The sequence below is a fragment of the Microcystis wesenbergii FACHB-1317 genome (genome assembly GCF_014696875.1).
GTDB lineage: Bacteria > Cyanobacteriota > Cyanobacteriia > Cyanobacteriales > Microcystaceae > Microcystis > Microcystis wesenbergii_A.
This window is the reverse complement of sequence record NZ_JACJQV010000149.1, coordinates 1-25,700: the sequence shown is the minus strand read 5'-3', so window position 1 is coordinate 25,700 and position 25,700 is coordinate 1. Positions and strand designations below refer to the sequence as shown.

25 protein-coding genes and 2 pseudogenes are annotated in these 25,700 nt (G+C 43.6%); 14 read left to right on the top strand and 13 right to left on the bottom strand.

Translation table 11 applies throughout. The features are described from left to right. Positions 1–352 precede the first annotated feature (352 nt). A complete protein-coding gene (gene pdxA / locus H6F92_RS12790) occupies positions 353–1,369 on the bottom strand; it encodes a 4-hydroxythreonine-4-phosphate dehydrogenase PdxA (RefSeq protein WP_190358117.1) in 1,017 nt (338 codons plus the stop codon). 191 nt (positions 1,370–1,560) lie between these two features. On the opposite strand from pdxA, the gene corA reads away from it, so the two are divergent. Beyond that, a complete protein-coding gene (corA, locus tag H6F92_RS12785; protein WP_190358116.1) occupies positions 1,561–2,718 on the top strand; it encodes a magnesium/cobalt transporter CorA in 1,158 nt (385 codons plus the stop codon). 155 nt (positions 2,719–2,873) lie between these two features. Here corA and H6F92_RS12780 read toward each other — a convergent pair whose 3' ends face one another. Together H6F92_RS12780 and holA are read right to left on the bottom strand one after the other, a co-directional pair. After that, entirely contained in the window at positions 2,874–4,529 is a 1,656-nt protein-coding gene (locus tag H6F92_RS12780; RefSeq protein ID WP_190358115.1) for a CHAT domain-containing protein, read from the bottom strand. Between the two features lie 201 nt (positions 4,530–4,730). Continuing rightward, a complete protein-coding gene (gene holA, locus H6F92_RS12775; RefSeq protein ID WP_190358114.1) occupies positions 4,731–5,714 on the bottom strand; it encodes a DNA polymerase III subunit delta in 984 nt (327 codons plus the stop codon). Positions 5,715–5,980: 266 nt separating this feature from the next. On the opposite strand from holA, the gene H6F92_RS12770 reads away from it, so the two are divergent. Continuing rightward, on the top strand, positions 5,981–6,931 hold the full coding sequence (locus H6F92_RS12770; protein WP_190358113.1) for an SGNH/GDSL hydrolase family protein: 951 nt from the start codon (positions 5,981–5,983) through the stop codon (positions 6,929–6,931). A 168-nt stretch (positions 6,932–7,099) separates the two neighbouring features. Here the strand turns inward: H6F92_RS12770 and H6F92_RS27200 are convergent. After that, a pseudogene (locus H6F92_RS27200) lies at positions 7,100–7,273 on the bottom strand (WD40 repeat domain-containing protein). Positions 7,274–7,438: 165 nt separating this feature from the next. Between H6F92_RS27200 and H6F92_RS12765 the strand changes: the two are divergent. Continuing rightward, positions 7,439–8,281 carry a Ycf66 family protein gene (locus H6F92_RS12765; RefSeq protein WP_190358112.1) on the top strand — a complete coding sequence of 281 codons (843 nt, stop codon included), beginning with the start codon at positions 7,439–7,441 and terminating at the stop codon, positions 8,279–8,281. Positions 8,282–8,374: 93 nt separating this feature from the next. On the opposite strand, the gene H6F92_RS12760 is transcribed toward H6F92_RS12765, so the two are convergent. Continuing rightward, complete coding sequence (locus H6F92_RS12760; RefSeq protein WP_190358111.1) at positions 8,375–11,701, bottom strand: AAA-like domain-containing protein; 3,327 nt, start codon at positions 11,699–11,701, stop codon at positions 8,375–8,377. Here H6F92_RS12760 and H6F92_RS12755 point away from each other — a divergent pair. The 3 genes from H6F92_RS12755 to H6F92_RS12745 all read left to right on the top strand — a co-directional run bounded on the left by H6F92_RS12755 (position 11,700) and on the right by H6F92_RS12745 (position 12,525). Further along, positions 11,700–11,849 (top strand): hypothetical protein, encoded by a 150-nt coding sequence (locus tag H6F92_RS12755; protein ID WP_190358110.1) that lies wholly within the window; start codon positions 11,700–11,702, stop codon positions 11,847–11,849. The genes H6F92_RS12760 and H6F92_RS12755 overlap by 2 nt on opposite strands. Continuing rightward, the gene (locus H6F92_RS12750; RefSeq protein WP_190358109.1) at positions 11,815–12,171 is read left to right on the top strand and encodes a hypothetical protein; all 357 of its coding nucleotides are present in this window, start codon (positions 11,815–11,817) and stop codon (positions 12,169–12,171) included. Before H6F92_RS12755 ends, H6F92_RS12750 begins: the two co-directional genes overlap by 35 nt. Before the next feature lie 117 nt (positions 12,172–12,288). After that, on the top strand, positions 12,289–12,525 hold the full coding sequence (locus H6F92_RS12745) for a hypothetical protein (protein ID WP_002738997.1): 237 nt from the start codon (positions 12,289–12,291) through the stop codon (positions 12,523–12,525). A gap of 65 nt (positions 12,526–12,590) precedes the next feature. Here H6F92_RS12745 and H6F92_RS12740 read toward each other — a convergent pair whose 3' ends face one another. Continuing rightward, entirely contained in the window at positions 12,591–13,514 is a 924-nt protein-coding gene (locus H6F92_RS12740; protein WP_190358108.1) for a lysylphosphatidylglycerol synthase domain-containing protein, read from the bottom strand. Between the two features lie 38 nt (positions 13,515–13,552). On the opposite strand from H6F92_RS12740, the gene H6F92_RS12735 reads away from it, so the two are divergent. Next, a complete protein-coding gene (locus H6F92_RS12735; protein ID WP_190358107.1) occupies positions 13,553–14,065 on the top strand; it encodes a hypothetical protein in 513 nt (170 codons plus the stop codon). Positions 14,066–14,102: 37 nt separating this feature from the next. Here the strand turns inward: H6F92_RS12735 and H6F92_RS12730 are convergent, their stop codons facing one another. Continuing rightward, positions 14,103–14,975 carry a hypothetical protein gene (locus H6F92_RS12730; RefSeq protein WP_190358106.1) on the bottom strand — a complete coding sequence of 291 codons (873 nt, stop codon included), beginning with the start codon at positions 14,973–14,975 and terminating at the stop codon, positions 14,103–14,105. A gap of 274 nt (positions 14,976–15,249) precedes the next feature. Here H6F92_RS12730 and H6F92_RS12725 point away from each other — a divergent pair, with 274 nt between their 5' ends. After that, positions 15,250–16,068: a tetratricopeptide repeat protein gene (locus tag H6F92_RS12725; protein WP_190358105.1), complete on the top strand. Its 819-nt coding sequence runs from the start codon at positions 15,250–15,252 to the stop codon at positions 16,066–16,068. Positions 16,069–16,588: 520 nt separating this feature from the next. Here H6F92_RS12725 and H6F92_RS12720 read toward each other — a convergent pair. The 3 genes from H6F92_RS12720 to H6F92_RS12710 all read right to left on the bottom strand — a co-directional run bounded on the left by H6F92_RS12720 (position 16,589) and on the right by H6F92_RS12710 (position 18,094). After that, positions 16,589–17,008 carry a YraN family protein gene (locus H6F92_RS12720; protein WP_190358104.1) on the bottom strand — a complete coding sequence of 140 codons (420 nt, stop codon included), beginning with the start codon at positions 17,006–17,008 and terminating at the stop codon, positions 16,589–16,591. A gap of 167 nt (positions 17,009–17,175) precedes the next feature. Then, entirely contained in the window at positions 17,176–17,553 is a 378-nt protein-coding gene (locus H6F92_RS12715) for a DUF3110 domain-containing protein (RefSeq protein WP_190358103.1), read from the bottom strand. Between the two features lie 79 nt (positions 17,554–17,632). After that, positions 17,633–18,094, bottom strand: coding sequence for a DUF2996 domain-containing protein (locus H6F92_RS12710; RefSeq protein ID WP_190358102.1), 462 nt, complete (start codon positions 18,092–18,094; stop codon positions 17,633–17,635). Positions 18,095–18,234: 140 nt separating this feature from the next. Here H6F92_RS12710 and H6F92_RS12705 point away from each other — a divergent pair, with 140 nt between their 5' ends. The 6 genes from H6F92_RS12705 to H6F92_RS12680 all read left to right on the top strand — a co-directional run bounded on the left by H6F92_RS12705 (position 18,235) and on the right by H6F92_RS12680 (position 23,326). Further along, on the top strand, positions 18,235–18,510 hold the full coding sequence (locus H6F92_RS12705; RefSeq protein WP_265795745.1) for a PEP-CTERM sorting domain-containing protein: 276 nt from the start codon (positions 18,235–18,237) through the stop codon (positions 18,508–18,510). A gap of 152 nt (positions 18,511–18,662) precedes the next feature. Next, positions 18,663–20,531, top strand: a complete 1,869-nt coding sequence (locus H6F92_RS12700) for a cation:proton antiporter (RefSeq protein WP_190358101.1) — start codon at positions 18,663–18,665, stop codon at positions 20,529–20,531. 109 nt (positions 20,532–20,640) lie between these two features. Continuing rightward, entirely contained in the window at positions 20,641–20,895 is a 255-nt protein-coding gene (locus H6F92_RS12695) for a hypothetical protein (RefSeq protein ID WP_002761850.1), read from the top strand. Then, positions 20,888–21,190, top strand: coding sequence for a DUF3181 family protein (locus tag H6F92_RS12690; protein ID WP_149978261.1), 303 nt, complete (start codon positions 20,888–20,890; stop codon positions 21,188–21,190). Before H6F92_RS12695 ends, H6F92_RS12690 begins: the two co-directional genes overlap by 8 nt. Before the next feature lie 230 nt (positions 21,191–21,420). Next, positions 21,421–22,506 carry an alanine dehydrogenase gene (gene ald, locus H6F92_RS12685; protein WP_190358100.1) on the top strand — a complete coding sequence of 362 codons (1,086 nt, stop codon included), beginning with the start codon at positions 21,421–21,423 and terminating at the stop codon, positions 22,504–22,506. A 40-nt stretch (positions 22,507–22,546) separates the two neighbouring features. Beyond that, positions 22,547–23,326 (top strand): HNH endonuclease, encoded by a 780-nt coding sequence (locus H6F92_RS12680; RefSeq protein ID WP_190358099.1) that lies wholly within the window; start codon positions 22,547–22,549, stop codon positions 23,324–23,326. Between the two features lie 122 nt (positions 23,327–23,448). On the opposite strand, the gene H6F92_RS12675 is transcribed toward H6F92_RS12680, so the two are convergent. The 3 genes and pseudogenes from H6F92_RS12675 to H6F92_RS12665 form a co-directional block, all read right to left on the bottom strand. Further along, the gene (locus tag H6F92_RS12675) at positions 23,449–23,790 is read right to left on the bottom strand and encodes a XisI protein (RefSeq protein ID WP_190358098.1); all 342 of its coding nucleotides are present in this window, start codon (positions 23,788–23,790) and stop codon (positions 23,449–23,451) included. 125 nt (positions 23,791–23,915) lie between these two features. Next, positions 23,916–25,622, bottom strand: a complete 1,707-nt coding sequence (locus H6F92_RS12670; RefSeq protein WP_322874219.1) for an ELWxxDGT repeat protein — start codon at positions 25,620–25,622, stop codon at positions 23,916–23,918. Next, positions 25,570–25,700, bottom strand: a pseudogene (locus tag H6F92_RS12665) (IS5 family transposase); the annotation flags it as partial. The pseudogene H6F92_RS12665 and the gene H6F92_RS12670, both read right to left, overlap by 53 nt.

Here is a 25,700-nt window from a genome sequence, read left to right as displayed (position 1 = left end):
CCAAACCCCCCGTTGGGGGCGTGGCGCCGCCCCCAAACCCCCCGCGCATTAGTTTTTCGGTGGGATGCTTACACGCAGCTGCTGATACATCTGTAATCATTTAAGAGTCACTCCCCTTGCAGGAGTGCCTCTCCTGATATGTGGCCTATACTCAACGGATTTATTATGATTGACGAATTTGCCTTATTTCAGCTTCTATTTTCCAGTCAGTCCCGATGAAAAAATTTTCACCCCCACAGAGGAAAGAGGTTTCCTTCCCTACACCCCACACCCCAAACCCTCTTTCCAGTCAGGAGATAGGAGATTATTTTTATTTATTCTCCCTTCTCCCCACTTCCTAATTCCCCAACAGCTAAAACCCATCTGTACGGCGCTGCTGACATAATTCGATCGCTAATTGGATCGCCGCTTGCATACTCTGGGGTCTAGCGATGCCAAGGCCAGCGATATCAAAAGCCGTCCCGTGGTCTGGAGAGGTGCGAACAAAAGGTAAACCGATGGTAGTGTTAACAGCACAGTCAAAAGCCATTAATTTGACGGGAATTAGTCCCTGATCGTGGTATAATGCCAGATATGCGTCGGCGGGTTGCCCTTGACCGCTAAACCAAGCGCGTCCCGGTTCCACCCAAAGCGTATCGGGGGGGACAAGGCCGATTAGTTGGGTTTGCGGGTATTTTTGTCCCATTGACTCTAGCCAAGGCTGTAACCAGTCCTTTTCTTCCCTTCCCAGTTTTCCCGCTTCGCCACTGTGGGGATTAAGGCCGGATATGGCGATTTTGGGGCGATCGATGCCGAAATCTAGCTTTAAAGACTCGATCAATAGGTCTAATTTTCGGGTCATCAGATCGGGGTTCAGGGCATCAGGAACTTCTCGCAGGGGGATGTGGGTAGTGGCGAGGAGAGTGCGTAAGTTATAGCCGGTGTGAGGGGATTTAGCGACGAATAGCATCCCATAACGGTTAATTCCTGCCATGGTAGCTAAAACCTCCGTTTGACCGGGGAAATCATAACCGGCCAACTGCCAACAGGATTTAGCAATCGGACCTGTGACAATACCATCAAATTCGCCCTTGAGGGTGCGTTTTATGGCTTCTTGCAGGTAAAGAAAGCTAATTTCACCACTATGGGCATCCCCACGCCCGCAAACGATTTTTTCTTGATGGTAGGGCAAATCGATCAGAGAAAAGCGATCGAGAAGATGGGGATCGTGATAGGCTTTTTCGAGAAGCGTTCTTGTGCCGATTAGAGTAATCTGACAAATAGACGAGATTGGGGAATCGGCGATCGCTTTTAACACCACTTCAGGGCCGATTCCGGCGGGATCACCGACGGGGATAACTAGACGGGGAATAAAAGAGGCGGATTCCATAAATTTTGGCCGTCAATATTGCTAATTCTCCCGATTAATCTCATCGTTGACAATTATCAGGAGGGAATAAATCAGTAAACAATCTTCAGTTTACTGTAATCTCATGGCGATAGATAGTAACTTTAGGCAAATTAAATTTTTTAACTTTTCTGTTTTCTTATTGCCCAAACTAGCCAGATTGTTGTAAGCTTATGACCCAACTACAACCGGATATATTCGTTAACAATCGTCCCGATACCGATGGAGACGAGGAAGAAGACTACTTCGATTATTTTTATGATGAACCGGGTAGTGAACCGGGGACATTAATTATTGAACCGGATGCCAAACCCTCGCGGATTATTTTAATTGACTACGATGAAGATAACGCCATTCGCAAGGTGGATATTACCCCCAATGCTTGCGCCCCCTATATTGGCACAAATACCGTGTCTTGGATGGATATTCAAGGGTTAGGGAGTGAGACGGTTTTAAAACAAGTAGGGGAAATTTTTAATCTGCATCCTTTGTTATTAGAAGATGTGGTTAATGTGCCGCAGCGTCCCAAGTTAGAAGATTATAACAATCAATTGTTAGTGATTTCTCAGATGGTGCGACTGAAGGAAGATGAAAGCGGTTTTGATACGGAACAGGTGAGTTTTGTCTTGGGAAAACGCTATCTTTTAAGTTTTCAAGAGGAGGAATTACAGGACTGTTTTGAGATAGTGAGAGATCGAATTCGCACTTCCCAGGGACGAGTACGGAAATCGGGGGCGGATTATTTAACCTATTTATTATTAGACACGATTATCGATGGTTATTTTCCCGTGGTAGAACACTACGAAGATCGGATTGAAGCGTTGGAAGATGCGATTATTAGTAATCCCGATCGAGATACAATGCAGGAAATCTATGATGTCCGTCGGGAATTATTGGCACTGCGTCGCTTAATTTGGCCGATGCGAAATGTCCTACATTTACTGATGCGTGACCATCATGGTATAGTCAGTGATGAAGTACAAATTTATTTTCGGGATTCCTACGACCACGTCATTCAAATTCTGGAAATTATCGAAGCTTATCGAGAATTAGCGGCGAGTTTGATGGATGTTTATATGTCCACTATGGGCAATAAATTAAACGAAATTATGAAGTTTTTAACCGTAATTTCGACGATTTTTATTCCCTTAACTTTTATCGTTGGTGTCTATGGCATGAACTTCGAGAATATGCCAGAATTAAAAGGAGAATGGAGTTATTTCCTTGTCTGGTTAGTCATGTTAGCCGTAGCGGGGGGCTTGATTTTCTACTTCTGGCGCAAAGGTTGGTTTAAACCAATTTATTCCCTGAAAGAGGAAGCAAAAAGTTAGTTAACGAAGGCAGGAGTCAGGAGACAGGAGACAGGAGATTATTTTTATTTATTCTTCCCACACCCCACACCCCACACCCCCCCCGATGTCGGGGGGGTTGGGGGGGTCACACCCCACACCCTGCCCCGACGACAAACTTTTTCAGCCAACCCTAATTATTCCACCACAAATGCGAGGATTTGGCCTTGGTGACTGCCGAAGCGAATCTGTAAACCGGACTCTAGGGGAACTTCTTGGTTATGAACCTGTTTCCAGTGGCCATCTTGGTAGATAAAAGTACCAAAACGGGAGAAATCTTCGAGAAAGTATTGATAGTCTGGATAATCGGCATTTTTACGGCAAATTATCCGACAATGGTTTTTACTAACCCATTTTTCAGCGATCTGTAGATCATTTTCCCTGTCCCGTCCTATATTCATGCCGCCACCACGGATTGACAATTTTCTTTCGGGACGATCGAGATAGTATAAGAAAGCAGCGGGCATGGTTCCGGAGATATTGGGCATAAACGTCGGTGATTGAGTCTCATCAAGGGTTTGCAGCAATTGCCCGTCGAATTCCGGGTGCATATAGAGGATCGGCAAAGTCCAAGCGGGTTGATTGTACTTGTAGAGGGTTAATAACTGCTGCCTGGCGATACGAACGGCCTGATCAATAGGGACTCTCGGACCGGGAAACAACTTGGACATCTGCGCTTCTTTGTCTTTGAACCCGAAGAGGGTGCGGGTAAAAACTTCGATAAAACTCAAGGCCTCTCGATCTGCGATCGCATCTCGCATGGCCAAAACTGCGGGAACGCCGTGGTGAATCAAGACTTCCGCCAGACTGCTGCGGGGGATCATCTCCTGACCCGATTTAGCGGGATAAGCACCCCAACAGGCATTAAAAACGGTTAAAATGACCTGATTTCTCACCAAAGCTTGGGCTAACTCCGTCCCGTTTAGCTGTTCCCCTGGCCGCAGAAATAGGGAACCGCCATTGGGGGCGGCCATTCCGTGGCCGGCGTAGAAAAAAGCTTGATATTTGCCCGTATCCAAGGCCTTGGTCAGTTCTTCGGCCCCCGGTCGAATTAGGGTATCGACTTTGACTTTCACTCCCCAATTCTGGAGGGAACTACTGCCCCCAGGAGAGATAGACCCGATGAGATTGGCGGCCTCGGATTCCAGTGCCTGGTCGGGATTAGTTTCTCCATCGGTATTAATGGCGGTGAGGTTGAGGGAACTAGCGGCGGTTTTAATCTGTTTTTCGCCGATAACTAAGAGAATATTGAGACTATTACTCGGTTTTATCGGTGGCAGTGGGTCCACATCGCTGGTGGTGCGGCTAAAGAGTATATTCGGATGCAGAGATATGGCCTGTTTACCTGCTTGCTGCATAATTTCCCAGGGCAGCAGAATTAAATAGGGATTGCGACATTCCAAGCGAATTCGCAGGGGCTGATTTTTGCCGAGGGCGATTCCCTGACTTTGGGCAAAACTTTGACTAATTGATGCTTGAAATAACCATTGCCAGAGACTAATACCTAGTTTCTGCATTAATCGACCGCCATAACTGCCGCCTTCTCCCGAAAGAGTCAGTTTAGGTCGATAATTTGCTTCTAATTGCTCTAACATCGGCAAGGTCGGCATTTTTTCCAGACAGAACATTTCCTGCCATGCCATCCATTCCGTGGTTAGAGTCTCGGTCCATTGACAGTCATGATGCACATATCCCCCCGGTAGGGGTGCTTTCGTCACCCAACGGGCGAAATGATTACTCGTGGCTAAACTAGCGATGGCTAAATTTAGACTAGGGATGGCATCATCGGTCATTGTGATTATTTAGAAGTCTCTAGAATCTTATTCTAGAGGATTTCTGAACAGCAAGGAAGGGTATTAACTCACCAATAAACAACAAAGTTCGATAATTTTTGTTTGCCAAGATGAACGTAGGTTGGGTTGAAGCATGAAACCCAACGCCCGCATAGTTTATGCTACCGCTAACCCATCCTACAAATAATTGTGCCTCCCTACTTAACTCACCAATAAACAACAAAGTTCGATAATTTTTGTTTGCAAAGTTGCCAAAGGTTCTGCACCCCGCTTGAGACGATATTCTAATTCGAGAAGTATGGGCAAGGTGGCGAGAAGTTGCTTAGAAGAAAAAGATTGTATCTCTTTGCGGATGAAATATAGTCGCTTGGGATTGGCAATTTCGGCGGCGGCGGCGATATTTTTGTCGTCTTTTTCTCCTTCTTCAATTTTTAATTTTACTATTGCCCAAGTGCGAAATTGACCCCCTAGGGTGGCGGTGATAGCCAGGGGGTTCTCGTTACGATTTAATAATTCATTGACTAATTCGAGGGCCTTGCCTGTCTCCCGTTTTAAAATCGCACTGGCTAACTGTAGGCTGCTTTGACTGCTGGCGTTGACTAAGTTTAAAATGTCCTTCTTGTCAATAGTTCCCGCCGAATTATTTTTAAATAAACGCAGTTTTTCTAACTCCATCCACAACAAGCGGCTGTTATTTCCCACTGATTCTGCTAAGAGTTCGATCGCATCGGGGGTTAATTTTACCCCCACTTCTTTGGCAATTTCCCTAACTTTTTGGGCAATTTCCTCGACTTTCCAAGGCGGAATTAGTTCAAATTCTTTAACCTCTGCCTGATTTTGGATAAACTTGCTCGATTTTAAGCGGGAGTCGGGTTTTTTGGCACTGGTTAATAACAGATAGGAATTTTCGGGTAAATTGGGCAAAGTGCGCTGTAATTCCTTGAGAATATCCTCGGAACATTGTTGACAAATAACCGTATCCGCTAACCAAACTAAACGATTTCCCATGCCGAAAACTGGAGTCATCGCTTGATTGAAGGCCTCGATAATTGCCTCATTGCGATCACCATTAATTTTATCATAATTAAACTGTATCCAATTGGGATCAAGAAGTTTTGCTTGCAGATTTTTCACCGCTTGGTTAATAGCAAATTCATCTTCTCCCCAATAAAATATTGTCGGCATAAGTTTCGATTTTGATAATTTAAGACAACGTTGCTCATCAAGAGGAAGTGTGACGGGATTTGGCCTCATCTCTAGACCCCCAGCTACTGTTCTGCTATCAACTAGCTGTCGGGTTTAAGTCAATCATAGCAAAAGTTAAATTCTTAACTTTAAAAACCCTTGAGCGGATTTGTTAAAAATATCTTACAAAAAAAGCTTTTTGAGCCAAAATATGTTAACTTGTGCAGAACACGCTAATTGATCTAGGGTAGAATCCCATCTATTTTATGTTCAATAACCATCTGAAAAAATCTCTGTCTGTTACAGGTTTTGTCATTCTTTCCTTTTGCGTCCCCACCGCAGCGAATGCCTTTAGCCAGGCATTTGTTTTTGGGGATAGTCTCTCCGATGCTGGGCGATTTTTTATTGCCTCTGGAGGAATTGCCCCCCAGCCTCCCTACGACCAAAGATTTTCTAATGGTATAGTTTGGGTAGAATATCTGCAAACATCCCTAGGACTCACCCCCACTCTACAGACAAATTTTGCTATCGCTGGTGCCACTACCGGCAATGCTAACACAGTAGCTCCCGGCTTGCCCGGCATTGAACAACAAGTAGGCGGTTTCTTGTTGACAAATCCAGCCGTGGACTCTGATGCTTTGTATATTGTCTTTGGTGGTGCGAATGATTATCTTGGTAATCAGCCAATCAATGTGAGTGATTCCGTTGACAATATCGGCGATTATATTATTGATCTTTACAATGCTGGTGCTAGAAATTTTCTCATTCCCAATTTACCGGATTTAGGGCAATTACCCGCCACCTTATCAACTCCTAACTCCAGCAATCTTAGTCTAATCACCCAATCTCATAACGGCTTACTGGCCTTCACTTTGAGTAGTTTATCGCAAAATCTCCCCAGTATTGAAATTACTTCCCTTGACATTTTTTCCCTGTTTGCCGATGCTCGCAATCGTCCCATTGAGTACGGATTTACTAATGTTGATCAAGCTTGTTTAAGTACCATTCAAGACGGAATTCCCGTGCAACCTATCCAAGTTTGTCCTAATCCGAATGAATACCTTTTTTGGGATAATATTCATCCCACCACCCGCAGTCATCAATTAATCGGTCAATTGGCACTGAAAGCCTTAGGAATTCCCGAACCTAGTAGCACTTGGGGATTATTGGGTTTAGGCTTAATTGCTGCGGGATTGAGTTTAATTAAAAAACGTTAGTTAGGATTAAATAAATTAGGCAGAATCCTCGGAACAATTGTCTTAATTTTACTATTTTATCCTACTGCCAGCGTTTCTCGTCAAGGTGAAGTATAAATAAAACTTTGCCGAAGTAAGGATTTCAGTCGCAAAAACGCAGCTCATCTAGGGGAGAAACGCTTTATTCTGTCAGATTTTTATAGTTTTGTCAGCCCTAACAATAATCAAATATTTCTCATCGGCACTAATTACTAAAGATAGCAGTTTGTCTGTGGGTTGATCAAGGGTTCCTAATTCCTCTTTGCTTGTTAAATCTCAAAACTTAATTGTTTGATCCGAAAGCTTGTTTAATCTGATCAGCACAAGCAGCAGAGGATAAACGAAGAATTTCCTAATATTAACGCTGGCTATTCATAAACACAGGTAAAGACGATCTGACTCGATAATTTCCCAAATTAATCAAAAAATAGACTCGATCGACCCCAAATAACGCACAATAAAAAAGGAAATGTCAAAGGAGAATCGCAAATGTTGCCCTATATCCTAGCGATCGTTGTGGGATTAAGTAGTCTCTACCTCCTCACCACCGCTTTTATCGCCCCCGATCGCCACCGTCAAGATGATTTTCTCTGGAGTGCGGTAGGATTATTCTATGCCCTTGTTCTCTGGTTGTGCGCGGGAAGGATTACAGGCGCTATCCTCCTCGGACAAGCTGCCGCGGCCATATTATTTATTGCTTTTGCTTGGCAAACTCTCAAACTCAGACAAGCACTTTTTTATCCCGACAAACCGGTTAAATTATTTACTATTGTCGGTTGGTTAGGCAATCGTCTGGGGAAAGTTACTCCCTCCCAATCCCCCAAAACTAAAGCTAAACCTGAGAAAGTAGCGGCAAAAGTTAAAGAAACGGTTAAAGAAACGGTTGCCCCCGTTGTCGAAAAAGCGGCAGCTATCGGGGAAACTATTACAGAATCAGTGACGGAAATTGGGGAAAAAGCTCAAGAAACGGTTGCCCCCGTTGTCGAAAAAGCGGCAGCTATCGGGGAAACTACTACAGAATCAGTGACAGAAATTGGGGAAAAAGCTGCGGAAATTATTGATGATGATGAAACTTTCGATGATTTCGATGATTTCGATGATTTTGATTTAGCAATAGAAGAGATCAACCCTTCTGAAAATCCCCCAGAAATTCCCTCAGAAATTCCCCTGACTGAACCTGTCGCAACTGTTGAAGTCGAAACTATTGCCGTTAGCGAAACGGTGATTATTGAAGTTACCGAGGAAGATTTGCCCCCAGAAAAAACTATCGGAGAAGATACTCCCCCAGAAACTCGCTCAAAAAGGGAAGAAAATCCCCCCTCATCGGATTAAAAGTTAAGATTATTTAGCGGGTGGGTTAGGCAATAATTACCCAAGAAATTAACTAATTAATTTAACCTTCCCCCCCACCCAGTCAAACCAAGTTTAAAAGGTGAATGGTTTTATTTTCCTAGTACACAGGGATAGAGCTTCTCGTTTTTCGGGACGATTCCTGAGATAATCTTCTAACCAAAGACAACCTCGATCGAGCAATTTTTGTAAATAATTATATTCCGTTTCTAAAGGCCATCGATGCTTTTGACCATCCCTAGCAATAATCACAATCTCTTGACCATCAGGACTAAAAGTGATCCCATAGACGATATCTTCTTCTATTTTAAACTCGGAGCGCAAATTTCCGTCCCTGTCCCAGCGTCTAGCTGTACCATCCCTTGAAATAGCGGCAATTTTTTCACCATCGGGACTAAAACTAACTCCATAAACGGGAAAAGAATCGGTTTTAATCTCCTTTAAAAGATTGCCCTGCAAATCCCAAATTTTAATCTTTCCCCGGGCAGCAGTAGCAATTTTTTGGCGATCGGGAGAAAACACCAAATCATAGATAATATTATCATCGGCTGTCCAGGAATTAATTAATTGAGGTCGATGATTACTTAAATGCAAGTATTGAACTTTTCCCTCGCTTGTTCCCGTGATTATTGCTGTTCCCTCCCCATTAAAAGCAAGACTATAAATCGGTACTTGACTAGCGGTAAATTCTTGAAGCATTGTTCCTTTTTGACTCCAGATTTGTACTTTTCCATTTCTTCCTGTAATCGCCATCTGATTACCATCGGGATGAAAAGCTAGACTATAGATTGAGCGCATTTTTGTGGTAAATTCTCTAATTTTTTTACCTTGTGAATCCAGTAAAGTAATCTGACCATCTTTATTAGCAATAGCGATAATATTGCCCTGGGAATTAATGCTAACACTGGTATTATCGGACTTAGCTTGATTTAAATTGTTCAGTTGCCAAATTTTAGCCGTTTCATCACTCGATCCAGTTACCACCTCTTTTCCATCTTGACTAAATACAGCAGTAAAAACTGATTCTTGATGTCCTCTAAGAGTGGTTATTTCTTCCCCTTGCATTCCCCAAATTTTAGCACTACTGTCACTAGATGCAGTAATTATAAACTTGCCATCAGGACTAAAATTAACACTGTTGACAAAATCTTGATGTCCCCGGAAAGTAGCTATTAAATTTCCCTGTAAATCCCAGATTTTAGCAGTTTTATCGGCGGCTGCCCCAGCAATTTTTTGACCGTCGGGACTAAAATTAACACTATAAAAAGCCTCAATATTTTCTTGACCTAAACTCAAGATAATTTTACCTGATAAATCCCAGATTTTAATCGTACCATCCCGGGAAGCGGAGGCAATTTTTTGACCATCGGGACTAAAACTAGCTGCATCTATCGATCTTTTATGTCCCTTAAATACCTGTAAAGTTTCACCTGATAAATTCCATAATCTAGCGGTTTTATCCCTGGAAGTAGTCACAATTTTTTGACCATCGGGACTAAAACTAACACTATAAACTGATTCTTGATGGTCAGGATAGGTGACTAAATTTTGCCCTTGCAAGTTCCAAATTTTGGCGGTTTTATCTTCGGAAGCAGTGGCAATTTTTTGACCATCGGGACTAAAACTAACACTATAAACTGCTCCCTGATGACCGATCAAAGTTTGAATATTCTCACCTTTTTGATTCCAAATTTTTACCGTCCCATCTTGAGAAGCAGTGGCTATTTTTTGACCATCGGGACTAATACTAACACTATAAATAGTCCCCCGGTGTCCTTGCAGTTGGTTTTTTTCTTGAATGCGATCTAAAATTTGTTGGAGGGTAATAATTGGACTGGTAGCAGGATATTTACCCAGGGTTTGGTCATCAGTAACGATATTTTTTAAACTATTGACTGCTTGCATGGCCGCAATTAAAGATTCTAATTGTTCAAATTGAAATTGTTGCCAATAACTATCACCTTTGCGCTGTAATTGAATACCTAGTTGAGCGGTTTCTACTTGCTGCCACGCTTGTTTTACCTGAATAAAAGCTAAGAGAGAACCCAAGAGAGAAGCAATTAAAATTACCGAGCCAATTTGAATTCTTTTGGTAGCTTTTTGGTGAGCAATTGCTAAAATTTTATTAGCTTGCCTCTGAGTTTCTAGGCTAATTTCTGCCTCTCTTTTATCGAGATTTTGACTAGCAGTTAAAAACTGATAATCAAGATTACTTAAGCTTTTACCCTGAGACCAATCGAGAGCATTATTTAAAGCTTTTCCGCGTAAAAGCCGCGATTCATCGCTATAATTAGACTGTTGCCATGCGGCGATCGCTTCTGAGTAAGGACGCAATTGCTCTAATTGTTTTTCCAGCCAATTGAGATTAAATATTTCTCGATAAATAGGATTATAAACTACTAATTGATTATCTTTTTTTACCACTAACCCCGATAACCTTAATTCCCCTTGTTCCGGACTATCATCATAGAGGATTGATCCCTTTTCTAAAATTTGTTGATAGATGCCCAACAAACGACCCGCTTTGTCTTGATTTCTTAACAAGCGATCGGCAATAGTTCGCAGATGAACCGGTTCATCTTGAGATTCCCAATTATTAATAATTTTCTCTTTGATCAGCGTCTCAATATCTAAATCACTTTCCCACAATAGCTGACAGATTTTCTGGGTTAAAAATGGCTGTCCTCCCGTCCAAAAAATAATTTTTTCTAACCAATCAGGTTGATAATTACTTTGACTAGATAATCCTGCGGCTAAAGGAGCAATTTCGGTCAAATTAAATCCTGTTAATTCGATCGCTTGGCCGATATTAAAAGATGTTTGGGTCTTTTCGCGAATTAAATCTGCCGGGGTAGCCACACCGAATAAAGCAAAAGTAATTCTTTCATACTGGGAATTTTCCGCTCTTTGGTTATAACAATAACGAATCAGGGAAAAAAAGTCATCTAGAGAAAACTGTAAACTGAGAATTTTATCGATCTCGTCGATAAAAATATATATTTTCTCTCCCCGACAATAAACTAATAAAACTTCCTCAATAAATTGTCCCAAACGCTGCACGGGGGGTAAATCCTCTCGCTCACGCAACCAGGATTTAAGATTAATTTTTCCCGTCAGATTAAATCCTAAAAACAAACGGGTGATCACGCCGTTATACCATTGGGATAAATTATCATTACTGCCAAGACTGGTTATATCTACGGACGCGCAATCCATGCCCAATTGCTGTAAAATATGAGTCACTCGTACCCTTAAACTGGATTTACCCATCTGACGACAGTTAAAAACGTAGCAAAATTGACCATTTTTCAACGCCGTTAACAGTTCTCGATCGGCATTTCTCTCGATATAGGTAGGATGGTTATAGGCAAGACTACCCCCGACACGATATTGATAATTCATGATTCTTAAACAAAATTATCCCAATGTCACCAACGGAAATAAAATAGACAATTGTGATGGAGATATCTATAATGCAAGGATAATCGCTATTGACAACCTATCCCAAGGCAATTATGAAGAAAACTTTTTTCACCTCCATCGCCGTTAGTGCCACCCTCGTCAGTGGCATTGTTTTAGGTACTCTTGATGCCGGCAGCGCCTCCGCTTGTGCTTTCGCTAAAGGTAAAAGCATTTTTGGCAGCAATACCACCTTCCATGTGGATCCTAACAAACTTATTTTAGGGGTTGCCGCCGCTACAGGAGCAATCACCGTAGCCGGTGTTTTAAGTTACCGTCGTTTTCACTCCGGGCAGCCTCCTGAAGATGCCGCCGCTAACCTGCCGGCGGTATTTCCTATCCCCATTCCCCCCGCAGCTTTAAATCAGGCAGTGGTGACGGAAGAAGCGGCAGAAACCAGCAAAATATCCTAAAAATCCGCTAGATTTCCTCAAAAAAGGTGTTGGCATCCCCGCAGATTTCCCGCTAGGCAACACCTTTTTCTGCCTAATTGTGTCCCAGTTATCAGAATTTTCAGCGATTTTTAAGTTATGTTAAAAGGTGCAACCCTACCACCAGAGGTAAAGATGGGCAACTCCACCACATTTTCTGACACCCCGCTTCACAAAGATCATCACACTTGGGAGCATTTAAAACAAGCCATCGCCGCTAGTTCCGGTTTTCGGCGTTGGCAGCAAGAACAACTAGAATCAGGTAAAAATAGAGACGATGCTGATGCTCGCATTTGTTCCTATCTACGGGAAACTTTAGAAACTTTAGCCTACTAGATTGATGCTCCCCAGCTATGACGGCATGGGGACTTTTTCTGTCCGTTTAAGCTAATTTACGGGTCTTATTTTCTGCGCGCTTCGTAACCCAACAACCAGACAAAAGCGACAATTAAAGGCAGGAAATAATAAATAGCTCGATAGGCGATTAAAGAGCCTAAAAGCTCGGCATTAGATACATATTCGGGGCGTAATCTCAGCATGATAAACTCAAAAACACCTATTCCTCCCGGCACATTGCTTAATACCCCTGCCGTCATAGCAAATACATAGAGACCGAAAAATCCTAAAAACGAAGTATTATAGTTGTCCGGGAGTAGAAGATAGAGAACTCTAGCGGCTAATATCCAATCGATAAAAGTCAACAAAATCAAAGCCAGGGAAAGGATCCAAGAGGGTAAATAGATATTTTCTTGGCCGATTCTTATTGGTTTTTTATAGGTGAGAGTCAAGAAAAAATATCCCGTAACCAGCAATAAAAAAATTATTCCTAAAGGTTTAGTAGTTAAAAAAGGTAATTTTAAAAGTTGAGGAATCCGTTGGGGATCGAGGAGGAAACTTACACCACCAATCCCTAACATTCCTAACCAAAAGCTTAAATGGGTAAAAGTGATAACTTTGGCAATATCCACCACCCCCACCCCCGCAGGAGTATAGAAACGATAACGGATAGCAGTCCCAGAAAATAAGGTTAAACCAATGGTATTACCAAGAGCATAACTGATAAAAGCAGTGCGGATAATAGTGCCTAAAGCTAAGGGATGATTAATATAATAAAAACCTAGGCGATCATAACCCGTCATCGACAAATAACCCAAGGCCATCCAAAAAATAGCTTCTAGCTTACGACTTGTGGTAATATGATCCAAACTAGCCAAGAGTTGGGCAAAAGTGTAGTGTTTAAATTCTTGACTAATTGCCCAGACCGCTAGAATAAATAAACTCAAGGACAGGATAATCGGAGCAAAACGCAGGATTTTTTTATACATCTTATTCTTTACGAATTACTTTTGAGTAATTAAAATTCATGAGAAAATCAAAGCTAGATTTAGCTAAACATTTAAATCGCTACCAAAAAAAGAAATATAATAAATTCCTGATTTCCTCCTTATATTTAACAATTATTCTGGGTTTATCTTATTTATCTTATCTAGTTTACCTCAATCTTCCTTGGTCTTTCCATCTTTTTATGCGTTGGGTGACTAAAGGGGGTGATTTAGACAAAATTCCTGCCAAATTTTATGCAGAACTTAATCAATTGTGTTTGAGGGCAGATAGTGCGGGGAAAGTAAAAACGAGAAACTATACAGAAAATCCAGAAATTGCCGAATCTCTTGGTACATTTAGATGTACTTTAGTTAATGGTGGTCAAGAATGGTTAATAGAAGATTATAAATCTTTCAATTCTGCCGATGAAGCGATTTTAGGCACTGAGTTAGCGGTTTTTATCGCCGAGATTTTGGGAACAGATTATAGTTATAACATTCGCGCTTATATTCCCAATACTAAGTATCAAGTAACTCCCAAAACCAAGTCCTAGACTAGGGATGGGTTTCTCACCCATCCTTAGAAAAAAATTAGTTTTCCGATACTGGTTTGGGTCGGGAAGGCCGAGGGATAGGGGATTGTCCGGGGGTAAAAGGTCGTTTTTCTCCTTCCCCTTCCGGTCGAGAATATCTATCGGCCGAGGGACGACGATTTTTATCAAAAGGCTTTTTAAAACCTCCCTTACCCGTCGGTTTTTTCTTGCTGGCAAAACCTAGGTCTAAACCTTCCAAAATGGTTAAGGCATCTCCTTTAAGTTGTACCTGAAAATCCCAAAAACGACTGACCGGTTTACTGGGTAAAGTACCGCGCAATTTTAGTTTAAAAAACTTGGGTTTGTCCGCTTCAGTTTTGGGCATTTGTCGGATTTTGACCACTACCGCTTGATTTTCCCGTTCGGTAAAGATGACTTCGCCTCGAATCGAGAAATAACCCGAGGTAGAAGCGAGGAGAGGCTCTATCTCCTGATCATCCTCCTTTTTCAGGGTTTCTGGTTCCCAAACACCGACAATCTGAACATGAAGGGCATCATTTTCCTGACGGGTGCGCGGATAAACTACCCAAAGATGGGGTTTTTCCAGATCGAGATGATTTTTAACCAAACTGATCACCCGACCGAGAATCACAGAATCGATCAGAGTACCATCGGCAGTTAAAATATTGCCTTTAGTTAATTGTTCCTCCGATCGCTGATAATGGCCATAGACGAGACCGATTGCCCGATACTGCCGCAGATGACTGGGAGGGGGGATCGGTTGTTGGCGTTTGACTTCTTCGGTGGCGGCTGACTCTACGGCTAAATCAGCCTCAGTATGGGGGGATTCAAGGGGGACTTCCTGAATTTCCATTTCAGGAGTCGGGGGGGTTTTCGGTGATTCGGTAAACCGATTCCCAGGACGATTCATATCACACTCCTAGCGGCGGAGACACATAGTAAATTAGTAATCAAGCAAGTCAAAAGCGCGATCTGGGGGGTTACAATAACCCTCTAGGGCGACTCTACTGGCATCTAATATATTAAGAACCATGATCTTTTGACTGTCAACCTAGTCAAAACCCTTTTGAGTCTTGACCGTTTGCCCATTGTACTCAATAAAGAGCGGCGAATTCGATCGATCCCCTAATCAAATCTCCAGATTTCCATAACATTTTCTTGTCTGTCCCCTCGCACCCCAGTCTATGAAAGCTTCTCTCTCTCACCGTCGTTGGCTGTCCATCGGTCTCGTCCTGATGTTATTTGCTTTACTGTCCTTCTCGATCATGCCGCTATTGACTTCTATTCTCCAGAGTCAGCACTCCTCGGACCAGAGTCATCTGTCCGCAGTGGAACAAGAGAAATTAGCCAGTCAAGCCCTGGGTTATCAGATGGTTTTAGAGCGTGAACCCGATAATCAGACGGCTTTGCGGGGATTATTAGATACTCGCTTACACCAGGGTGATTTAAGGCAAGCGATCGAACCTTTAGAAAAATTGGCGCAACTTAACCCCCAACAATCCGATTATCTACTACTTTTGGCAGAAGCGAAACAGCAAATAGAGGATTACCCAGGAGCCACAGGCAGTTATCGCGCCCTTTTAGCCTCCCATCCCCAAGAGCTACGGGCCTTAACTGGATTAACTAATTTATTTCTCAGCCAAAACCGCCCTATCGAGGCGATTAGTCTGGTCAAAGACACGCTTGATCGGGCCTTAAAAGCTGCTGCCGATCCCAATAATCCTGCTAGTTTAATCGATATCGTTTCCGTTCAGTTACTTTTAGGAAAAATCTACTTCGAGCAGCAAAATTATCCAGAAGCTTTAAAAGCCTATAAACAAGCTCAACAAATGGATGTGAACGATTTCCGACCGATTTTAGCCACAGCGATCGTACTAAAAGAACAGGGCAAAAATCAAGAGGCTCAACCCCTCTTTCAAGAGGCTCTCAGTCGCGCTCCTTTTGCCTACAGACAGGAGATTCAGTCCCTAATCAGTAGTCGGTCGTCAGGAGTCAGGAGATAGGAGGCAGGAGTCGGTCGTCAGGAGTCAGGAGATAGGAGATTATTTTATTTATTCTCCCCACACCCCACACCCCACACCCCATACCCCACTTCCTATAGTTTTGTAACGGCAATTTTTGCTAAAAATCAATAAATGTAAACTTTAATCACAAGGTCGATCGGGTCCTGACAAACGTGTTATCTTAAAAACATAAGGCACAAAGGAAGCGACTCAACTTCCTTCCAGGCAAAAAGACCTAGAGCCTGTGCCACCTGCTCTAGCTCAACGCAACAGCTAAATCGGACGCAGATTCTCAAAGTTTGTAAAGTAAAGTATGGTTTCGCCTCTGTTGCTCGATATAGGACAGATGGAGTGAGCCGTAATCAGCACCTGAGTCGGTAAACTGAGAAATCTTGATAGTTGACAGATAGACTGTTGTGAGTTCCGTAAACCTCTATTGTATTGAGTCCGTTAAATTTTTAGGAGTCCATATCGTTTGTACAAGATGAAGCCCGCCTACCTAGGCGGGCATATTATGTTTTTAGAAAACCGCCACGAGATATTCCTGTAACTGCAATTGATAACCTGCCCGTAGCTGACAGGGATAATCAAGGGAAAACTCAGGTAAAGCTAATAGAGAACTTTTTTGACAACTAACTAACGCCACATCGAAACGACAGGTTAAATCGGACCATTGGGGATAAAAGGAGAGAAATATCTGGGCAGCTTCGTAAATTTTCCCTTGTTTACGGTCATCGATCGCTAATTTGCCCCCTAAATCCCAATTGCCAGCGCTGCGGGTTTTCACCTCGACAAAAGCGAGAATCGCCTGAGATTTAGACAAGACGATTAAATCAATTTCACCGCCGCCACTACGCCAACGACGCTGGAGGATATGCCATTGCTGTAATTGCCACCAATCCGCCACCAAATTTTCGCCCAATTCCCCCACGGTTGTCATATTCAGTTATCAGTTATCAGTTATCAGTTATCAGTGGTCAGTTATCAGTTATCAGTTATCAGTTATCAGTTATCAGTGGTCAGTTATCAGTTATCAGTGAACAATTTTGATTTATTATCCTGTCTTCTGACTCCAAACTACTGATTACTGTTCACTGAATCACTGGATTACAAAAGTCCTTCTAGACGACGACGGATGCTGTCTAACTCCGCATCGGGAATCTCGGAAAACTCCTCCTCGGCGGGGGGGACTTCCTCTTTTTGCCAATCCAACTCCTCGGCGTTGCTTTCGGGGGGAATTACCAACATACCCGCTTCAATCGTTTCCGCTTGATAGCCAGCGCTGCGACAAAATTCTGCCACTTCCTCCGAATCAATTTTCTCTACCGTGGGAGTCGGGAAATCCTGTGCCTCTAACAGTAGAGCATAACGGGTGGCATCATCTTCTGATTCAAACATCAACACCTTATTGATAGCTCCCATTTGAATGGTGTGGATACCTTCGTTTTCTGTACCCGCGTTAAAAAGTAGTACAAATACACGCATAATTACTATTGGCGATCGATAAGCGGTGGTCGTCTATACTCATTTTACCCCCCTTCTCGATCGCTAATCCTCAGCAATTTTAGTTTCTCGTCAACCACTTTTGACCGTTAAGCCGTTGCAGGGTGTAAAACAACAGTAAATCAAGACTAACTTTCCTTTCATCGATCATAAATGATTCAAGGGTACTAGGTTGAGCGCCGCCCTCAGCTTGCGAAAAAGCCTTTTTACCATTGATGTCTTCTTCCCAAAAATAAATGCTAAATTGACGCATTCCATCGAGCCAATTGCCAGTTAACTGCCAACAGGGAGAGCTAGAAACGCCAGACACAGGAATTTTATCCTGTTTAAAGGATAGCTTTATATCAGTTATACCCAGCTTTTGCAAGGCTGCCGCCAGTGCCGGCTGAAAATGCTGCTCAATAAATTCAGCCAAGGGTTTTTCCTCGACGGTAGGCTGCTTGGGTTTTTTAGCAGCTGCGGGTTGAGCCGGTTTTGCTGCTGCTGCTGCCGGAGTTGCGGGGGTGGTGGTTTCTTCTGCCATAGGAATTAATCAGGAATGGGTAGGTAGCTACAATTATATTTTCTCGTGGGTTATCAGTTATCAGCATTGCTGCCAATTTCAGTGGTTCTGGTCTTACTCTCGCGCCAGGCACTTACTGGGCAGACTACAACCTAACAGGGGTGTCACCGACAGCAGGGACAACTGGTTTTACTCCTTTTCTGATGACAACTTCAGGAGGAAATCCCGTAACTGTAAATGGAAATGCAGGGAGCTTTTTCCAAAATGCTTGGATTCCCGCCAGCACGGGTACTCCGGCTCAAGCGGTTTCTTTTCCCTTAACCGTAACAGGACAGAAAGTTCCCGAACCTAGTACCGTTTTAGGGTTAGGCTTATTAGGCTTAGGTGCATTGGTTAAACGCCAGTTAAAGCCAAAGCCAGACAGTGATAAGGCTTAATTGCCATAGAAAACGGGTTTCTTTGAGAAACCCGTTTTCTGGAATATGCTTATTTCCTCCCGACCGGGCCCGAGCAGCAATCAAAACTATAATTAGAATCATTAAACCCCAACCATAACTCCGCCTCGATAGCCGACAACCGATCGCTAAACATGGATCCATCTTTCGCCCTTACCCTGCAAATTGTCATCACTGTGGTGGCGGGGATTACAGCCCAAGTCATTGCCGAATACCTGAAAGTTCCCAGTATTGTCTTCCTGCTCATTTTTGGGATTGCCTTAGGGTCCGATGGTTGGGAAATTCTACACCCCCAAAGTCTGGGAATTGGCTTAGAAGTCCTTGTTGCCCTCTCTGTGGCGATTATCCTATTTGAAGGCGGTTTAAGCCTAAACGGACGGGAATTAGGGCGAGTTTCTGGCAGTTTACGCAATCTTGTCACCCTCGGTACTTCCATCACTCTCATCGGTGGCGGTATGGCAGCCCACTGGTTGGGGGAATTTCCCTGGCCGATCGCTTTTCTTTACGCTTCTTTAGTGGTGGTAACTGGTCCGACAGTGATCGGGCCTTTGCTGAAGCAAGTAGCCGTAGATCGACGGGTGGCGACGCTTTTGGAAGGGGAAGGGGTATTAATCGACCCGGTGGGCGCAATTTTAGCCGTAGTGGTGCTAAATACGATTATTGATAGTCATGCCCGCCCCATGGAAATTATCACCGGTTTAACCCTGCGTTTAGGCATCGGGGCGGCGATCGGCATTGCTGGAGGCGGATTGTTAAGTTTTATTATAAAAACTTGCAATTTTCTGACTTTTGAGTTAAAAAATCTCGTGGTTTTAGCGGGAGTCTGGGGGTTATTTGGTTTATCGCAATTTAGTCGCAGTGAATCGGGGTTAATGGCGGTGGTAATGGCGGGAATCGTGCTAAAAGCGGCGGCCGTTCCCGATGAGCGGTTATTAAGGCGTTTTAAGGGTCAATTAACCACTCTTTGCGTGTCGGTACTGTTTATTTTACTAGCGGCGGATCTTTCGATCGCCAGTGTCATCGCTTTGGGTTGGGGCAGCGTCCTGACGGTGTTAGTCTTGATGCTGGTGGTACGTCCCCTGAGTGTGGCTCTGTGTACCCTAAAAAGTGACCTAAATTGGCGACATAAGCTATTTATCGCTTGGGTTGCCCCTAGGGGAATCGTTTCCGCTTCCGTAGCTTCTTTATTTGCCATTTTACTCACCCGTGCCGGTATTAATGGCGGTGAAGCGATCAAAGCTTTAGTCTTTTTAACAATTTTAATGACCGTTTTTATTCAGGGATTAACGGCGCGGTGGGTGGCAAAAGGGCTAAAAATCACTTCTTCTGCGGCAACAGGGGCAGTAATCGTCGGTTGTAATCCCCTAGGTCGCTTAATCGGTTGTTTATTCCAAGAACAAGGGGAAACCGTGGTTTTAATCGATACGGATGCCGCAGCCTGTCAGCAAGCAAAAGAAGAGGGTTTGACGGTGCTGCAGAGTAGCGCACTTGATACAAAAATACTGCAAGAAGCGGGCATCGAATCCATGGGGACTTTTCTGGTTTTGACTAATAATAGCGAGGTTAATCTGGTTTTAGCCCAAAGAGCCAGGGAGGAATTTCATCCTCCCCGGGTGTTGGCTGCCTTTGCGGGAACCCCCAACCCAGATAAAAATAAGGTTAATCAGGTTTTTCTCCCTAGTTTTTCGGTCAAGGAATGGAATCAGTATTTAGACGATAATCAGATTAAATTGGGTAAAACTATCTTTAAAGGCAATGATTTGAGCGAACAACAGACCAGATTAACTAAATTAATTGAAAATGGCGAACTGCTGCCCCTACTATTGCGTCGCGATAATTCCCTACAGGTAGTAACAGAAAGGGAAGAATGGCGCACCGGAGACGAATTAATCTATATTCTGCGCGATTTACGCCCACAACTGCTTAAACGTCTTTCTGGCACCGTCAGAACCCGTTTATCTTTAGAAATCTTACCCGAAGTGGAAATTGTCGCCAGTAGATAAGTAATAGGACAAAAATTAACTTCTTGGTGAGGATAGGCACTCTGGCAACTTAACTTAGCTAAAAAAAACGGTACACTGATAACTGATAATTGATAACTGATCACTGCTTATGCCTCCCCGTTGGCCCCGTCAACCCGACCGCAAAAACGATCCCGCTTTCCGACGTTTAGATGATCGCATGAATTTCGCCGTTCATGTAGCGGGTTTTTTAGCGATTAATTCAGGGTTGTGGTTTTTTCATATCATTAAATTTTCCGATTGGACTTGGTTAAATCTGTTCACGGGAATTTGGGCTATTCTATTGGTGGGACATTTGATTTATATAGCGGCGATCGCTAACTACTCGGTAACATCCCATGGCTAACACAACTCAGGACATCGAAAATCTGGCGGCCCAAATCGGCGACAATATCTACATTGACGTGGCTAAATGGCATCTCTATCTCCGGGAAGCACATTTACACAGCGTCGTTGCCGAAAAAGTCTTCCCTTTGCTCGAAAACGACAGTTTAAGTGAGAATGCAGTCATGTCTATCCTGCGGGAGATTAAAGTCACCCTCGGAGGTGGTCATCTGCAAGTTTCTCTAGCGGATTTGTTACCCACCAAATGTCAGGTGGATTTAATCGATTTGCTCGAAGAATACCAAAAAAGTCGCTAAAATTCCCAAATAGTATGCCTGATAACTCGCAACTATAGGGTTGGCTGAATAAATCTAAAAACATTGTTCGATAAGTACTAGCCCTTGGAGTGATCCGGGGGAAAATTCAGGGACTTTTCCCCTGAAAATGGCTAAAACCCTACACCCCACACCCCACACCCCACACCCTACCCCCACCGAAAAACTTTTTCAGCATACCCTAGTGAGAAATAGTCCCCCAGAAGCAAACTATGGAAATAGGTGTTCCCAAAGAGATTAAAGATCAAGAGTTTCGCGTCGGTTTGAGTCCCAGTAGTGTGCGTGTACTCAATGATCGCGGTCACAGGGTATTTGTGGAAACGGCCGCCGGATTGGGTGCTGGATTCAGCGATGAAGATTACCAAAAATCCGGGGCCAAAATTGTGGAAAAAGCGGCCCAAGTTTGGGATAAACCGCTAATTGTCAAGGTAAAAGAGCCGCTGAAGGCAGAATACGGCTTTTTAAACAAGGAAGCTCTCCTATTCACCTATTTACACCTAGCGGCCGAGCGCTATTTAACGGAAGCATTAATCGAGTCGGGAACAACTGCGATCGCTTATGAAACGGTCGAGCTTGCCGATGGTCGTTTGCCTCTCTTGACTCCCATGAGTGTTATTGCCGGTCGTCTTTCGGTACAATTTGGGGCCCGCTATCTGGAAAAACAACAGGGAGGTAGGGGAGTTTTACTGGGGGGTTTCCCCGGGGTGAGTCCTGGACAAGTGGTTATCCTTGGCGGTGGTGTGGTGGGTACGGAAGCGGCCAGAATTGCCATCGGTATGGGAGCAAAAGTAACTATTTTAGATATTAACGTCGAGCGCTTGGCCTATTTAGAAACTTTATTCGGTTCCAGGGTAGAATTGCTTTATAGTAGCCCGGCACAATTAGAAAATGTGGTTCCTAAGGCCGATTTATTGATTGGGGCAGTGCTAGTCTTAGGAAAACGAGCGCCAACTCTAGTTTCTCGCTCTTTAGTCGCCAAAATGACCCCTGGTTCTGTAATTGTCGATGTGGCAGTGGACCAAGGAGGCTGCGTGGAAACTCTGCGGGCCACTTCCCACAGTCAACCGACTTACTTGGAGTCGGGAGTAGTACATTATGGAGTGCCTAATATGCCTGGAGCAGTACCCTGGACGGCAACTCAAGCTTTAAATAATAGTACCCTACCCTACGTTATTAAATTAGCCAACCATGGAGTAAAAGCCTTAGATCAAGATGTTTCCCTCGCTAAGGGGTTAAATGTCGCCAATCATCGGTTAATTCATCCAGCAGTGCGCGAAGTTTTTCCCGATTTGATTTGAGCAGTAATTTCAGGGCTGATCGTGGTATTTTCTAGGGGTTATGACTAAGAATTTATGGACAAGGGATGAGCTGCTGATCGCTCTCAATTTATACTATAAATTTCCCTATGGACAATTCCACACCAATAATCCTGTTATTATCGAAGTCGCTGAAAAGTTACAGCGAACACCATCGGCCCTGGTGATGAAATTATGTAATTTTGGTTCTCTCGATCCCAGGCATCAATTGCGAGGAGTACAGGGGTTAAAAGGTATCAGTAAAGCTGATCGGCAAATCTGGCAGGAGTTCGAGGATAACTGGACAGAATTAGCCCTAGAAAGTGAGGAAAAATTACAGGTTCTTTTAGGAGTTATCAACGAACAGCAAGAGGATTTTACCAGACTTGATTTTTCGGAAAATATCAAAACAGAAACCGAGGCAATCAGAAAAGTTAGAATCGGACAAAACTTTTTTAGAAAGACAATTTTAGCCCTATATAACTATCGTTGCTGTATTACAGGAAATCCCATTCCTCTGTTACTAACAGCTAGTCATATATTACCCTGGAGTCAATTTCCTGAACAGCGTTTAAACCCTCATAATGGCCTGTGCCTAGCTCGTACTCATGATACTGCTTTCGATCGAGGTTTAATTAGTTTTGATGAGGATTTAAGATTAATTATTGGCCATGAGATCGAAAAAAAGGCTCAGGATCAAGGTAGCGAGACGTTAGAACTAAATTTTATCAACTATCGCGGTAAAACTTTAAATGTTCCTGATCGCTTTTTACCAGATTTAGATTTTTTAAACTATCATCGCTATCATATATTTCAGGGCTAAAAGTACGATAAGGTAAATTAAATTCTCAATTGCATTACTTTGTTTATAATTGAGTTTGTCTAAAACATTTTTGCAATTTCAGCTTGTGTATAAAGTTTGATGTATAGATTCAACATTTTTGGTCACGAAGCCACAGCAAATCCCGTATATTTGCGTACTTTAGGATAACGAAAACCCAGAACTATATCTTCTTTGGGAATACCTGCTTCCATCAAATCAGTAGCTATACCTTCCTCCGTTTCATCACATTGAATCCAGACTTTATCGACAACCAAGCTAAGGTGAATTGGTGTTGCATGGAGATACTTATTACCACTCCAACCGAAATCTAAAACTAGATAATGTCCTCGTTCATCATCAAATATAACCTGAGAAGTGTAGCCATCAGGTAAGGTAGCACGATAGTTAGCATGATTCTGGAGAACAGTCTTAATAATACCTTGATATTTTAATCGGGTATCCATTGCACGATTACCTCACTTTCATCATCAAAGACAATTAGTTTCACAATCTGGTTCTTTAGCAATACCTGCCCTAATTCTATACTAAAAACACTGTTAAAAGGGGAGAATTAATCCCCCCCATCAATTTAGACAAAGAAACTATTGACCGCAATAGTGCCGAGCGCAGGTAAAGTACCCGTTAACCCAGTAAGATTAATCACCAAATCATTAGCACTTTGGAAACCAAGCGTACCGTCGTTGATAATTAGGTAAGTAGAAGAACTATTGTCCCGCACTAAAACAGCACTGTTAATTCCGAGAGCTTGATTTCCGGCTGTTGCCCCATTAGCATCGGTAAAGACGTTAGTAACAATGGTGTTAATATTGGTCGTGGTGCTATCTGTTGCCCGGGTAAAAGCGACCGGGGCATTAATGGCCCCACCAGCTTGACTAAGCAGGTCAATCTTATCAGTACCAATAGCAAAATCCGTAACTCGGTCTAGGGCTGCTGCGGTGGACTGACCAAATCGGAAGATGAAGATGTCTGTCCCCGTCCCACCGGTTAAAGTATCGCGTCCAGCAGCACCATTGAGGGTATCGTTACCAGCAGCACCATTGAGGCTATCGTTACCAGCAGCACCATTGAGGTTATTATTGCCACTATTCCCTGTAATCTGGTTATTTAAGCCATTACCCGTGCCATTAAGATTACCAGTACCGGTGAGGAGGAGATTTTCCACGTTGTTGGGAAGAGTATAGAAAATGGAAGCTTGCACGGTATCGGTTCCCTGGTTGAGAGCTTCAATGACCAAATCCCCGGCGTTATTTACCGTATAAGTATCATCGGCTAATCCAGTCATGGCATCTGCTCCAGAGGTTCCCACAAGGGTGTCGGGGCCAGAAGTACCGATAAAGTCATCATTATTGATGGTTCCCGTGGCTGTAGCGGTGGTAATAGTAGCACCGTTGGTGGCATTGGAGAGGGTGACGGTAAAGTTTTCGTTCAGTTCTACTGTTGTATCTCCCTGAACGTCAACAGTAATCACCTTACTGCTTTCTCCCGGGGCAAAACTCACTACCCCACTGGGTAACAATCCCCCAGCAAAATCAGTGGCATTGGCAGGATTGCTGCCGCTGCCGGTAACTGCCCAGTTGACGTTATTGCTTCCCGTGGTATTAACCGCACGAGTGACGGTGAAGGTAAAGGCTTTACTGCCACTATTGCCCTCGGTTTGATTGGCACTGGTGGCGGCAATAGCGAGGGTGGGAACTGCGGGCGTACCCACATTTAAAGCCCACAAGTCATAACCGTTAACGCCGTCATTGGCGCTGAAGTACAGGGTGCTGCCCACTACCCTCAAATTGCGGGGGTTAGAGCCATTGGAACCAGGGCGGATGTCGGCTACCAGAACTGTACCGGCCGCCGTGCCGTCGCTTTTCCACAATTCCTCACCGTTAACGTCGTCAAAGGCAGTGAAGTACAGGGTATTGCCCACTGCCGTTAGATAGCGGGGGAGGGAGCTAGAGTAACCAGGGCGGATATCTTTGACCAGAACCGTACCCGCCGCTGTGCCGTCACTTTTCCACAATTCTCTACCGTTAACGCTGTCAATGGGAGTGAAGAACAGGGTATTGCCTACTGCCGTTAAATTGTTGGGGTAAGTGCCAGGGATATAGGGGTGAGAAACGCCGATATCTTTGACCAGAACCGTACCCGCCGCTGTGCCGTCGCTTTTCCACAATTCTCTACCGTTAACGCCGCCGTAACCGCCGCCGTCATTAGATCTCTTGCAAAAGTAATCAAGATATATATTTTTGTCGGTAACGAAGTTCGTAATTGTAGATACCAGCAATCAAATTCAATCTCAGACCAAATCGCCGTCTGCGATTTCTGTATCTTGATGAAAGTATCCGAAATATTTTGAGACGAC